The organism is Hymenobacter cyanobacteriorum, assembly GCF_022631375.1.
GTDB classification, from domain to species: domain Bacteria; phylum Bacteroidota; class Bacteroidia; order Cytophagales; family Hymenobacteraceae; genus Hymenobacter; species Hymenobacter cyanobacteriorum.
Window position 1 is genome coordinate 635,577 of sequence record NZ_JALBGC010000002.1, and the last position, 12,952, is coordinate 648,528.

Genomic DNA, 12,952 nt, shown 5'->3' on the forward strand with positions numbered 1-12,952 from the left:
GTGTCCTTTCCAATGCCCCAAGATACCCTCAAGGTCCCCGAACTCTCCCTCATCATCCTCATTGGCAGCACGGGCGCGGGCAAGTCCACGTTTGCGCGGCGCTTGTTCAAGCCCACGGAAATCGTGTCGTCGGATGCCTGCCGGGGCTTGGTGGCCGACGATGAAAACGACCAATCGGCCAGCAAAGACGCTTTTGAGCTGCTGCACTACCTGGTGGCCAAGCGCCTGAAGCGCGGGCTGCTCACCGTGGTCGATGCCACCAACGTGCAGGAGGAAGGCCGCAAGCCCCTGGTGGCCCTAGCCCGCCAATACCACGTGCTGCCCGTGGCGATAGTGCTCGACGTGCCCGACGCCGTGGCCCAGGAGCGCAACGCCCAGCGCCCCGACCGCCGCCACCTGGGCCGGCACGTCATCGCCAGCCACCGCCAGCAGTTGCGCCGCAGCCTGCGCAACCTCAAACAGGAGGGCTTCCGGCACATCCACCACCTGCGTAACGTGGGCGAAATCGACGCCATCCAGTCCATCACCCGCGACCGCCTCTACAACAACCGCCAAGAGGAAACCGGCCCCTTCGACATCATCGGCGACGTGCACGGCTGCTACGAGGAGCTGCGCGCGCTGCTGGAGAAACTAGGGTATCAGATTACGGAAGAGCCGATTACGGACGTGCGGGATTTGGGCGTGCGGGTGGTCGCGCCGCTGGTAAGTGGAGACGCGACACTTCGCGTCTTCTCGTTGAACGATACAGCCGTGGACGATGCCGACGGCGCGGACGCTGAGACGCGAAGGGTCGCGTCTCTACAATCGGCAGACGGACCGCGCCGCAAGGCCGTCTTCCTCGGCGACCTCGTGGACCGCGGCCCCGCCTCCCCGCAAGTCCTGCGCCTGGTGATGAGCATGGTGCGCGACGGCAGCGCCCTCTGCGTGCCCGGCAACCACGACATCAAGCTCCTGCGCCACCTCAACGGCAAAAATGTCACCATCAACCACGGCCTGGCCGAAACCCTGGCCCAGCTCGAACCCGAGCCCGAAGCCTTCAAGAGCGAGGTGCGGCGCTTCCTCGACGGCCTGGTGAGCCACTACGTGCTCGACGGCGGCAAGCTGGTGGTGGCCCACGCCGGCCTCACCGAGGAGATGCAGGGGCGCGGCTCGGGGGCCGTGCGGGCCTTCGCGCTGTTCGGCGAAAGCACCGGCGAGATTGACGAATTCGGCCTGCCCGTGCGCTACGAATGGGCCCGCGAGTACCGGGGCCGGGCCATGGTCGCCTTCGGCCACACGCCCGTGCCCGATGCCGAATGGCTCAACAACACCATCGACCTCGACACCGGCTGCGTGTTCGGCGGCCGCCTCACCGCCCTGCGCTACCCCGAGCGCGAGCTCGTGGCCGTGCCCGCCGCGCAGGTGTATTGCGAACCGGCCAGGCCGCTCAATTATAAACAGCTGTTAGCCGCTAGCTCTCAGCTGTCAGCTTCTTCGCCTGACGGAGAAAACCAGAACGAAAAGCTAACAGCTAGTAGCTATCAGCTAGAAGCTGAATTAGATATCCGCGACGTCACCGGCAAGCAGTTCATCGAAACCCGGCTCATGCGCGGCGTCACCATCCGCGAAGACAACGCCGTGGCCGCCCTGGAGGTGATGTCGCGCTTCGCCCTGCACCCCAAGTGGCTGCTGTACCTGCCGCCCACCATGTCGCCCACCGAAACCTCGGCCCTGCCCGACCTGCTCGAACACCCCGCCGAAGCCTTCGACTACTACCAGCGCCTCGGCGTGGAGCGCGTGGTGTGCGAAGAAAAGCACATGGGCAGCCGCGTGGTGGTGGTGGTGGGCCGCGACGAAGCCGCCATCCAGCGCCGCCTCGGCCTCGTGGGCGAGGGCATCGGCAAGGTCTACACCCGCACCGGCCGCAACTTCTTCACCGACGCCGCCCTCGAAACCGCCTTCCTCGCCCGCCTGCGCGACGCCCTAAGCACGGCCGGTTTCTGGGAGAAATTCGACACCGACTGGGTCTGCCTCGATGCCGAGCTGCTGCCCTGGTCGGCCAAAGCCCAGGAGCTGGTCAAAACCCAGTACGCCGCCGTGGCCGCCGCCGCCCTCGCCGCCCTGCCCCAGGTCGAAGCCGCCCTCACCGAAGCTGCCGCCCGCCAGCTCGACGGCGCCGAAACCCTGCTGGCCCGCACCACCGCCCGCCACCAGGCCGCCACCCACTACGCCGACGCCTACCGCCGCTACTGCTGGCCCGTGCACTCCCTCGACGACCTCAAACTCGCGCCCTTCCATTTATTAGCCACCGAAGGCAAAACCTACTTCGACCGCGACCACGCCTGGCACATGGAAACCCTGCGCACCCTCGCCCTCGCCGACCCTGGCCTGCTCCGCGCCACGCCCTACCGCGTCGTCCCTCTCACCAACCCCGCCGAAGTCAAAGCCGCCATCCAGTGGTGGACCGACCTCACCGCCGCCGGGGGCGAAGGCATGGTGGTGAAGCCCTACGATTTCATCCCCCAGGGCAAAGGCGGCCTGCTCCAGCCCGCCCTCAAGTGCCGCGGCCGCGAGTACCTGCGCATCATCTACGGCCCCGACTACCTGCTGCCCGGCCACCTCGACCGCCTGCGCCAGCGCAACGTGAAAGCCAAGCGCAACCTCGCCCTGCGCGAGTTCGCCCTCGGCGTCGAGGGCCTCGAACGCTTCGTGGCCGGCCAGCCCCTGCGCCGCGTGCACCAGTGCGTCTTCGGCGTGCTCGCGCTGGAAAGCGAAGCGGTGGACCCGCGGCTGTAGAACGATTGTAGAGACGCGACACTTCGCGTCTCTTAGTTGAACGACTGGTATAGAATTACTTTGCCAATATCAAACCATCGTTCACGCGCCGAGATGCGAAGTGTCGCGTCTCTACATTTAACGTATGCCGGAACTTTACCAGGATAAATACCGGATTCCTTCCACGCGCTTGTCGGGGTATAATTACGGCCAAAACGGAATGTATTTCATCACCGTCTGCGCCCAAAATCGCCAACCGTACTTTGGCAATATTGAAGTGCCAAATGGTGACTGGAATAGCTCGTTTTTGCAACCAACTGAAATTGGAAAATACGCCGCTAAGTGTTGGGCTGCAATTCCTCATTTTGCTTCATTCGTGGAATTGGACGCATTCATCCTTATGCCTGACCACCTGCATGGAATATTGATTTTTGATAAGGATGGTGTAGACGGTGTGAGCGAGGAGACGCGAAGTGTTGCGTCTCTAGAGGTCTACGAAAATCGGTTTGGGCCGCAGTCTCAAAATTTAGCGTCCGTGCTCCGCGGATTCAAATCAGCGGTGACAACTTTTGCGCGACATCAGGAAATAGAATTTCAGTGGCAGGCCCGCTTTCATGAAAGAATCATCCGCAATCAAAACGAATTGGAGCGTATTCAAAATTACATCGTTACCAATCCCAGACGTTGGGAATCCGAATATGATAACGGCGAAGGCTTGTATCGTTGAACGAGTGTAGAGACGCGACACTTCGCGTCTCCCGCGTGAACGACTAGCGCCTGAACGATACCCAAACGGCGCGGACGCCGAGACGCGAAGTGTCGCGTCTCTACACTCGTTCTACCAGCGTGCGCTCAATGCGCCGGTCGGGGATGAGCCACATCAGCGCCACGGCCACGTAGATGCCGCCCGCCACCCACGGCTGCCAGAAGCTGGCCGCGATACCCGCCAGGTAGAGCACGGGCGAGGCCTTGCCCTTCAAGTCGCGCCCGATGGCGCGAGCCAGCGCCGAATGCGGCCCTTCGATGGCAATAATGCAGTTTTGAAGCACGAAATAGGCCACGCCCGCCATTAGCAACATCACGCCATACACGGCCAGCGTGGCGGGGGCGAAATGGTTTTCGCCCATCCAGCCCGTGGCGAACGGCACCAGCGACAACCAGAACAGCAGGTGCAGATTGGCCCACAGCACCCCGCCCGATACCCGGCTCGTGCTGGCCAGCATCATGTGGTGGTTGTTCCAATAGATGCCGATGTAGATGAAGCTCAATAAGTAGCTTAACGTCACGGGCAGCAGCGGTTTCAGCGCCGCAAAATTGGCCGCGCCGTGCGGTACCTTAATTTCCAGCACCATGATGGTGAGGATGATGGCCAGTACGCCATCGCTAAAAGCTTCGAGTCGTCCTTTGCGCATGAGAAAGAGGGGCAGCGAGCCGCTGAGCGAGGGTGAGGCGCTAAAGTAGCGCCATGCAGCGCCTCCTGCTACTTTCGTGGTGTTCAGAACGTCATGCTGAGCTAGTCGAAGCATCTCTACCGCGCAACTAATTCATTTTAGTATTACAGTAGAGATGCTTCGACTAGTTCAGCATGATGGCCTACCAGATAATTCATATGCAAACCCGCATTTCCACCGCCCTCACGCAGCTCGAAGCCACCCACGGCATCCGTATTCTCTACGCGTGCGAGTCGGGGAGCCGCGCCTGGGGCTTCCCCTCGCCCGATTCGGACTTCGACGTGCGCTTCATCTACTGCCACCCCACCGACTGGTACCTCACCCTGGATGAAGGCCCCGATACGCTCAATTTCCCCGTCGACGACGAGCTGGACCTCGCCGGCTGGGAGCTGCGCAAAGCGCTGCGCCTGCTGCGCGGCTCCAATGCCTCGGTGTTCGAGTGGCTGCAGTCGCCGGTGGTCTACCACGAGGCGCTGGATTTCCGGGCCCGGCTGGCCCCGCTACTGCCCGCCGCCTTCAACCTGAAAGCCGGCCTGCACCACTACCTGGGCCAGCTGCGGCGCGGCGTGGAAGAAGACCTAGCCGGCCCCGACGTGCGCCTGAAACGCCTGTTCTACGCCCTGCGCTCGGCCCTGGCCGCCCGCTGGATTCGCGAGCGGCGCACGCTGCCGCCGATGGAATTCGCCCCGCTGCGGGCGCTGCTGCCCGCCGCCCACACTGCCGAAGTTGCGGCGCTGCTGGCGGCCAAAGCCTTATCCAATGAAAAAACCACCGTGCCCCGCCCGGCGGCGTTGGGCGAGTTCCTGCGCGCAGAACTGGCCGCCGGGCAGGCCGCCCGCGACGGGCTGCCGGTGCTGCGGAGCGCAGGCACGGCCGGCGAGCTGGATGCGTTGTTTCGGACGCTGCTGGCCGAAGCGTTTGCGGTATAGCGAACTGTAGCGCGGACTTTGTAGTCCGCGTTTCTGTCCGCCCCGCCGAAACCGTTCCGGGGACGCGGACTACAAAGTCCGCGCTACGCCGCAGCCGCGTTACTTTCGCCCATGACCATTGCCGACCTGCGCCGCCATAACCTGATTCTCTTCGAAGCCATCAGCGGCAGCCGCGCCTACGGTACCAACTTGCCGCATTCCGATACTGACCTCAAAGGCGTATTCATCCTGCCCGAAGACCAGTTTTTCGGCCTCGACTACATCCCGCAAATTGCCAACGAAACCAATGACGAGGTGTTTTATGAATTACGCCGCTTCGTGGAATTATTGCTGAAAAACAACCCCACCGTGCTCGAATTATTGGGCACGCCGGCCGACTGCGTTATTTATAAACACCCGCTATTCGAGCAATTTAAAGCCGCTGATTTTCTCTCGAAACTCTGCCGCCAGAGCTTCGCCGAATACGCGGTGGCGCAAATCCGCAAAGCCCGGGGCCTGAATAAGAAAATCAACCAGCCCGAGCCGCCGGCCCGCAAATCGGTGCTCGATTTCTGCTACATCACGGCCGGCGCGGGCGCCCAACCCGCCACCGAATGGCTGGCCCGCCACGGCTACGAAGCCGCGCAGTGCGGCCTGGCCAACGTGCCGCACCTCACCGATTTATACGCCCTGTTCATCGATGCCACGCTCGGGCGCACGCTTGGCTACCGGGGCCTGGTGCGCGACGCGGAAACCTCGCAGGACGTCCTGCTTTCGGCCGTGCCGAAAGGGGAGAAGCCGGTGGCGTATCTGTCCTTCAACCGCAACGGGTACAGCACGTACTGTCGCGTGTTTCGGGAATATTGGGAATGGGTGGAAAAGCGCAATGCCGAGCGGTACCAAAATACTGTGCAGCACGGCAAAAATTACGACGCTAAAAACATGTTGCACGTTTTCCGACTACTGCAAATGGCCGAGGAAATTGCCAATTACCGTCAGCTAAATGTTCATCGGCCCAACCGCGAGTTCTTGTTGCAAATCCGGCGGGGCGAATTTGAATACGAAGCATTAGTTGCTGATGCCGAGCAATTGGTGACGCGGGTAGAAGCCGCCTTCGCCAACTCTACCTTGCCCGATGCGCCGGATAGGGCTGCTGCCGAGCTGCTGCTACGGCAAGTGCGGCAGGCGTTTTACGCAAGTATTTGAAAACAAGGCAAGAAGGAATTATTTGAAAATAGTGTATCACAAGTTTCAATAATTATTGAAACTTGTGATACATTTGCCCTGTCCAACGGAAAGGCGGCTGGGATGTCCCGGTGCCGTGTCATTCGGTGGGCCGCGCCTATGCCACAGTCCAAATTGGTGATTGCCGGAGGAAACGGGTTTCTGGGCCAGCACCTGGCGGGTTATTTCCGGGAGCAGGGCTACCGCGTGGTCGTGCTGGGCCGAAACCCCGGTCCCGGCCCCGACTACGTGCACTGGGATGGCCGCACCCTCGGCGCCTGGGCCGCCGAGTTGGAAGGAGCCGCTGCGCTGGTAAACCTCGCGGGCCGCACGGTTGACTGCCGCTATACGGCTGATAACAAGCGCGAAATAATCGCCAGTCGCACCGAAAGCACCCGCGTGCTGGGCGCGGCCGTAGCTGCCTGCAGCGTGCCGCCGCGGGCGTGGCTTAATTCTTCAACGGCAACTATTTACGCCGATACCCCGGGCACGCAACCGGCCAATACCGAGGCGGCAGGCCACATCGGCGAGGGCTTTTCGGTGGAAGTGGCACGGGCCTGGGAGGCGGCTTTTGCAGCCTGTGCGGCCCCGGCCACGCGCAAGGTGGCGCTGCGCACGGCCATTGTAATGGGGCGCGATGGCGGGGCTTTCCCAGTGATGACGCGGCTGGCCCGGTGGGGGCTGGGCTCGCCGCAGGGCAATGGCCGGCAGTGGATGAACTGGCTGCACATCGTCGATTTTTGCCGGGCCGTGGCGTTTCTTATTGGCGAGCCTACGGCAGCCGGGGCATTCAACCTGTGCGCCCCGCTACCGCTGACCAACCGCGATTTTATGGGCCTGCTGAGCCAGCAGCTGCGGCCGCCGCTACGCCTGCCTCAGCCGAAATGATTGCTTGAAATCGGAGCTTTTGTGCTGCGCACTGAAACCGAGCTGATTCTCAAAAGCCGCAAAGTGTACCCGCAGCGGCTGCTTGAGCTGGGGTTTCAGTTTGAGTTTCCTGCCTGCGAGGCCTGCTTAAAGGGTTTGCTGTAAACCGACTATGCGTCTTGTGACTCTGGGAACAACGCTGTGCTGTCTGGGCAGTCTGCTGGTTTTTACGCCTTTTATGGGGCTTTTTTTCCTGCCTGTGGCATTGGTCGGCAGTCTGCTAGTGTGGTTAGCCAAACTCAATGTGCAGTCGAAGCTTGTCAGGGGATTGCTGCCTTTAGTACCGCTTATTGCTTATTTCGTCTGGCTATTTAACAGGCAATAAATTATTTACGATGATTCCCGAAAATTCCGACCAAACCAACCCCACATTAACGCTGGCCGAGGCCCGCGCCCAGTTTATTCATCTCTGGGGCGTATCGGGCAGCAGCTGGGGCGTGAGTAAAACCCTGGCCCAGGTGCATGCCCTGTTGCTGGTGAGCCCGGCTGCGCTAAGCACCGAAGACATCATGGAGCAGCTCACCATTTCGCGCGGCAACGCCAGCATGACGGTGCGCGAGCTACTCGATTGGGGACTGGTATACAAAGAGCTACGACCCGGCGAACGCCGCGAATACTTCGTGGCCGAGAAGGACATGCTGCAGGTGACGCGCTGCATCATCCGGGCGCGCAAGCGCCGCGAACTCGACCAGATAAAGCGCAGCCTCGACCAGTTGGCCGCCCTGCCCGGCGACCCCGCGGATGCCGAGTACCGGGCCTTTCACGCCACGCTCACCGACATCCAGCAGCTGGCCACCGTGTCCGACAAGCTCCTCACGCGCCTCATGCAGGCCGAAAAAAGCTGGTTCTGGGACAAGTTTCTGAAGCTGTTTATATAGCGACCCGTGCGGTCGCAGCCCGGCGGTCGGCTTGGCCGTTCTGTTCATTCTTGCCGTTTTAGCAATGTTAACATCCGAGAATCAACCCGAACCCACCGAGCCCGACCCCGCCGGAAACGACCCAGCCGCCGCCACCCCAGCCTTCGCGCAATTCCAAAACGCTACGCCGCTGCCACCCGGTGCTGAAGCATCGAATTTGCCGGATGAGGATGAGCCCAATAGTGCCTGGGGTTCGGCTTTGCTGGCCATTGTGGGCACCGCGCTGGTGGCCGGCGGGCTGGGCACGCTGCTGATGTGGCTGTCGCTGCGGCAGTACGAGTCCTACGGAGCCACGCTGTTTTGCCTGTCGCCCACCATTTGCAGTTTCGTGGCGGTGCTGCTCTACAAGCGCAACCAGCCCGGGCGGGCGGGCGGCATCTGGTCGGTTTCGTGGGCGGTAGTGGCCATTATGGCGGTGCTGGCTTCGATGCTGCTGCTGGTATCGGCGAAGGGCGAGGGCATTATCTGCGTATTGATGGCGCTGCCTTTTGCCCTGATAATGGCGGTGATAGGTGGGTTTCTGGGGCAGGCCGTGGTTGAAATGCGCGGCCCGCGCCGCCCATTGCCCGTGCTGGCCGTGGTGCTGCTGCTGTACCCGGCCGCCCAGGAATACGAGGTGCGCCACCCGGCTCCGGTGCTGCCCCGGCGCGTGCGCACGCAGCTGCTGGTGAATGCCCCGCCCGCCGCCGTGTGGGCCGTGTTGATGCGCCCCGTGGCGTATCCGGCCGCCAACAACTGGTTTCGGGCGGGCGTGGTGTACCCCACGCGCACGGCTTTCGCGCTCGATTCGGCTACCGGCCGGCGCACGCTGGTGTGCCGCTATTCGCAGGGCGTAGCCCGGCTGCCGGTGGTGGGCTGGGAGCCGGGCCGCAGCCTCACATTTGCCGTGCCGTCGCCCAGCATGCCCGCGCCCATGCGCGAACTCAGTCCGTACCCCGACGTGCACGCGCCGCACCTGCACGGGTTTTTCCAGGTCGACAGCGGCACGTTCCGGCTGCGGCCCCTGCCGGGCGGGCGCACGCTGCTCGAAGCCCGCACCGTTTACCGCCACTCCATCGGCCCGCAGTTCTACTGGCAGCTCTGGAGCGACTACCTGCTCGATACCATGCACGGCCAGGTGCTGGCCACGCTGAAAGAACGGGCCGAAGCCAATTATACCCATAAATAATATGCTGATAGCGAATGAGCAAGTGAATGCTTGCGTGGCTCCGGTTGCGCCAACGTCTGGCGGCCCAGCGTATGCCTCGGCGCGAGTGCGGGCCTTGTTCGAAGCCATGGCACCCACTTATGGCTTTGCGCCCTGGCTTTCGGGTGGGCTTCTGGGCCGCTGGCGCCGGCAGCTGGTGGCTGAATTGCTTCCGCCAGCTGCCGGCCAGCCGGTGCTCATGGTCGACCTGATGGCTGGCGGGGCCGACTTGTGGCCGGCCTTGCGCCGCTACCTCGGAGCGAGCCTGCAACTCACCGCCGTCGATTTTTCGGCCTCGATGCTGGCCCGCGCCTGCCGGCACGCAGCTGGCCCCAAACTGACGCTACACCCCGCCGATGCGCTGGCTACCGGCCTGCCAGCAGGCCGGGCGCACGCCGTTACCTGCGCCTTCGGCCTGAAAACCCTGGCCCCGGCTGACTACATCGCGCTGGCCCACGAGGCGGCCCGACTGCTACAACCCGGCGGCCAGCTGGCTCTGCTCGAAGTAGTGCTGCCCGCGCGGGGCTGGCTGCGGCGGCTGTTGCCCGCATATCTGGACTTGCTGATGCCGGTGATGCGGCGACTGTGCCCAGCTGCTGCCGTACACGCCGCGTTGGCCGGCTACCTCCGCCGGGGCCCCGACCTGGGGCAACTACGCCACGCCCTGCGGCAGGCTGGTTTTGGCGCGTTGCGGCAGCAGCAGCTGTGGCCCGGCTGCGCAGTGCTGCTCACGGCCGAACTGACCGGCGCGCGGTAGTAGCTTCGCCCGCGTTCTTCATCAGTTCTTTCTATGTCAACCAAATCCCTTCCCGAACAAGCCCAAGCCGCGCTGCTAGGCCTCGCCGTGGGCGACGCCCTCGGCGTACCCGTTGAATTTGCGCCCCGCGCCGCCCGCCGACAAGACCCCGTTACCAGCATGCGCGCCTACGGTACCCACCGCCAGCCCGCCGGCACTTGGTCAGACGATTCTTCGCTCACCTTTTGCCTGGCCGAAACCCTGGCCCGCCCCGGCGGCCGCCACGGTGCGCCCGATTTGAGCGACTTTGCCCGGCGCAGCATCAACTGGCTTTACCAATCGTACTGGACGGCTACAGGCGTAACCTTCGACGTGGGCAATGCCACTCGCGCCGCCATCGACCGCCTCCAACGCGGGGTTGAGCCGACCAAAGCCGGACCAAACTCCGAATACGACAACGGCAACGGCGCGCTCATGCGCATTTTGCCGCTGGCCTTTCACGATGTCTGGCGGGCTGAAAAGCTGGATTTGAACGCCGCCTGGACGCTTACTGAAAATGTGGCCAGCGTCACGCACGGCCACCCGCGCTCCACGCTGGGCTGCTTTCTGTATTTATTGGTAGCGCGGGGTTTGCTGGCTGGTCTGGCTCCGGCCGAAGCCTGTACGCAAATGCGAGAACTGGCAAATCCTTGGCTGGAAAATGGTAGCATTCCTGCAGTGGTGGAGGACAGACATTATGAAACTACGCTCAACGGCAAACTTTCTCAGCTGAAAGAAGACCAGATTTCATCCTCCGGCTACGTCGTCCACACCCTCGAAGCGGCCCTGTGGTGCCTGCTGAAACACGGCACCTACGCCGCCACCGTGCTGGCCGCCGTGAACCTCGGCGACGATACCGACACCACCGGAGCCGTGGCCGGCGGCCTCGCGGGCCTGGCCTACGGCGAGGCCGGCATCCCAGCCGAGTGGCTGGCCGTGCTGGCCCGCCGCGCCGACATTGAAGATTTGGCCCGGCGGCTGGCCAGCGAGTAGCACCTATCGTAAATTTTCTTACCTTCTACCATGAATACTACTCCCACCCCCCGTCCGCTGCCCAACTCGTATTGGGCCACCCCCTTGCTGCTGGCCTCCGAGTACCCGGGAGCCAAGCTGGAAGCCGAAGCCGCCCACCGCCTCGACCTGCTCCTGGCCGCTGGCATCCGCGACTTCTACGACCTCACCGAGGCCACCGAGCCACTCGAACCCTACGAGGACTTGCTGCGCGCCCGCGCCGCCCACCTGGGCCTGGCTGCCGAGAGCGTGCGCTTCCGCCGCTTTCCCATCCGCGATGTGAGCGTGCCCACGCCCAAACGGCTGGCCGAGGTGCTGGCTGCCATCGAAGACAGTGCCGCTGCTGGCCGGCGGGCCGTGGTGCATTGCTGGGGCGGCGTGGGCCGCACGGGCACCGTGGTGGGCTGCCACCTGCGCCAGCACTTCGGCCTGAGCGGCGACGAAGCCCTGGCCCGTATCGCCGAGGAGTGGAAGGGCGTGGAGAAAAGCCACCGCGTGGCCCGCTCACCCGAAACTGTCGAGCAGGCCGCCTACGTGCGCGCCTTCGAGCCGGTGCCGGCTGCCGTTGCATAAAAACGGTCCTTCCGACGCAGAAGGAAATTGAGCACCGTGCCACGACGGGTTCACCCAGCTTCCTCCTGCGTTGGAAAGACCGTTTTATTCAACTAGCTAGTTTACCGGCGTGGGTTCGGCGGGCGTTAGCTTCACACCCGTAAACTGCTGCGGATTAACCGCCGAGGCAATGGGCTCGATGCGCAGGCGCTTGTCGTACTTGCTCACGTTGGCCAGCTTCAGCAGCGTGGCGTAGTCGGCCGTGTGGCCGCTTTTGGTTTTGATGAAGTAGCTGTTCACGCGCAGCGAGGCCGGGTCGTAGCTCACTTCCAGCGCCGTGGTATCGCGCCAGTAGGTGTAGAGGGCTTCGGTCATGCCGGTTTCCGACTGGCGGGGCGTGCGGTCGCGGTCGGGGCGAACAGATTGACTTATCAACGGCCGGGCAATTTCATCGGCGTTCAGGCCCAGCAAAGCGGGCACGTCGAAGGCACGCTGCACTGCGGGCGCTGGCGGCGGGGCCATCGACACGGCCGGGGTTTCGGTGGCGGGGCGGTCGGTGCTGGCGCAGCTTAGCAGCAGAGCCAGCGGCAGGAGGGAGGCGTAACGTTTCATAGGAATCGAGCCGTAAGAATGAAGTCCCTTGTACGCAGTTGCGCGCCCAAATGGCGAAATCCCCCTCTGATTCTCCCTTATCGGCCCTACGCGGGTAGGGTTAGCAGACCGGCGATGCCTTTTACATTGAGCCGGGCAAACTTACGGATGCGGTCGAACCGGGCATCGGTTTCGGCCCATTCCTCATCGGGTGGCAGCGGGCGGGGAATGTGGGTTTCGAGCAAGCCGAAAATAGACGCGGCAATATCGAAATAGCCCAGCAGCAGCAGGTAGAGCTGTTTTTTCTCCGCCTCCGAATAGCCCTTGGTCCGAATGGCCTTGGTGAGCGTATCGAGCTGGGCCGTTTCGTCGGTGTAAAGGTCGCGCAGGGTGTGGCGGCTGCGCCAGTATTCGGCCAGCGTCTCGGCCGGCACGCTGCCCGCCGAAAACGGAAAGTCAGCAGCAAAAGCCGAAGCCTTCAAAAAAGCCGTTTCGGCCGCGTAAAGCGGGGCCAGGTGCTTTTGCAGGCTGGCCCAGAGACCGGCCCGGGCGCGGTCGAAGCCCGGGGTGGCGGGCGTGTCGGGAGTATTCATAGCAATGCCGATAGAATTGCCGCAAAGCTACCCAATCATCCCCGCGAAAAGCCATAAGCCCGT

At 63.1% G+C, this 12,952-nt stretch carries 14 protein-coding genes; 11 read left to right on the top strand and 3 right to left on the bottom strand.

All coding sequences use genetic code 11. The annotated features are described in order from the left end of the window. Window positions 1-12: 12 nt before the first annotated feature. Window positions 13-2,775 carry a polynucleotide kinase-phosphatase gene (locus tag MON38_RS07815; RefSeq protein WP_241935601.1) on the top strand — a complete coding sequence of 921 codons (2,763 nt, stop codon included), beginning with the start codon at window positions 13-15 and terminating at the stop codon, window positions 2,773-2,775. Window positions 2,776-2,899: 124 nt separating this feature from the next. Beyond that, window positions 2,900-3,481 carry a transposase gene (locus tag MON38_RS07820; RefSeq protein ID WP_241935602.1) on the top strand — a complete coding sequence of 194 codons (582 nt, stop codon included), beginning with the start codon at window positions 2,900-2,902 and terminating at the stop codon, window positions 3,479-3,481. Window positions 3,482-3,581: 100 nt separating this feature from the next. Here the strand turns inward: MON38_RS07820 and MON38_RS07825 are convergent, their stop codons facing one another. Continuing rightward, window positions 3,582-4,166 carry a TMEM175 family protein gene (locus tag MON38_RS07825; RefSeq protein WP_241935603.1) on the bottom strand — a complete coding sequence of 195 codons (585 nt, stop codon included), beginning with the start codon at window positions 4,164-4,166 and terminating at the stop codon, window positions 3,582-3,584. A 197-nt stretch (window positions 4,167-4,363) separates the two neighbouring features. On the opposite strand from MON38_RS07825, the gene MON38_RS07830 reads away from it, so the two are divergent. The 9 genes from MON38_RS07830 to MON38_RS07870 all read left to right on the top strand — a co-directional run bounded on the left by MON38_RS07830 (window position 4,364) and on the right by MON38_RS07870 (window position 11,726). Next, window positions 4,364-5,134, top strand: a complete 771-nt coding sequence (locus MON38_RS07830) for a nucleotidyltransferase domain-containing protein (protein ID WP_241935604.1) — start codon at window positions 4,364-4,366, stop codon at window positions 5,132-5,134. A gap of 111 nt (window positions 5,135-5,245) precedes the next feature. Then, window positions 5,246-6,319 carry a DNA polymerase beta superfamily protein gene (locus MON38_RS07835; RefSeq protein ID WP_241935605.1) on the top strand — a complete coding sequence of 358 codons (1,074 nt, stop codon included), beginning with the start codon at window positions 5,246-5,248 and terminating at the stop codon, window positions 6,317-6,319. A 138-nt stretch (window positions 6,320-6,457) separates the two neighbouring features. Then, a complete protein-coding gene (locus tag MON38_RS07840; RefSeq protein ID WP_241935606.1) occupies window positions 6,458-7,225 on the top strand; it encodes a TIGR01777 family oxidoreductase in 768 nt (255 codons plus the stop codon). Window positions 7,226-7,246: 21 nt separating this feature from the next. After that, window positions 7,247-7,369, top strand: coding sequence for a DUF1731 domain-containing protein (locus MON38_RS22660; protein WP_338423754.1), 123 nt, complete (start codon window positions 7,247-7,249; stop codon window positions 7,367-7,369). A 230-nt stretch (window positions 7,370-7,599) separates the two neighbouring features. Then, window positions 7,600-8,142 (top strand): GbsR/MarR family transcriptional regulator, encoded by a 543-nt coding sequence (locus tag MON38_RS07850; protein ID WP_241935607.1) that lies wholly within the window; start codon window positions 7,600-7,602, stop codon window positions 8,140-8,142. A 64-nt stretch (window positions 8,143-8,206) separates the two neighbouring features. Continuing rightward, a complete protein-coding gene (locus MON38_RS07855) occupies window positions 8,207-9,349 on the top strand; it encodes an SRPBCC family protein (protein ID WP_241935608.1) in 1,143 nt (380 codons plus the stop codon). Between the two features lies 1 nt (window position 9,350). Continuing rightward, a complete protein-coding gene (locus MON38_RS07860) occupies window positions 9,351-10,124 on the top strand; it encodes a class I SAM-dependent methyltransferase (protein WP_277881400.1) in 774 nt (257 codons plus the stop codon). Window positions 10,125-10,157: 33 nt separating this feature from the next. After that, window positions 10,158-11,135 (top strand): ADP-ribosylglycohydrolase family protein, encoded by a 978-nt coding sequence (locus MON38_RS07865; protein WP_241935610.1) that lies wholly within the window; start codon window positions 10,158-10,160, stop codon window positions 11,133-11,135. 30 nt (window positions 11,136-11,165) lie between these two features. Beyond that, window positions 11,166-11,726, top strand: a complete 561-nt coding sequence (locus tag MON38_RS07870) for a protein-tyrosine phosphatase family protein (RefSeq protein WP_241935611.1) — start codon at window positions 11,166-11,168, stop codon at window positions 11,724-11,726. Window positions 11,727-11,822: 96 nt separating this feature from the next. Here MON38_RS07870 and MON38_RS07875 read toward each other — a convergent pair whose 3' ends face one another. After that, a complete protein-coding gene (locus tag MON38_RS07875) occupies window positions 11,823-12,317 on the bottom strand; it encodes a hypothetical protein (protein ID WP_241935612.1) in 495 nt (164 codons plus the stop codon). 86 nt (window positions 12,318-12,403) lie between these two features. Next, window positions 12,404-12,889 carry a hypothetical protein gene (locus MON38_RS07880; RefSeq protein WP_241935613.1) on the bottom strand — a complete coding sequence of 162 codons (486 nt, stop codon included), beginning with the start codon at window positions 12,887-12,889 and terminating at the stop codon, window positions 12,404-12,406. Window positions 12,890-12,952 lie beyond the last annotated feature (63 nt).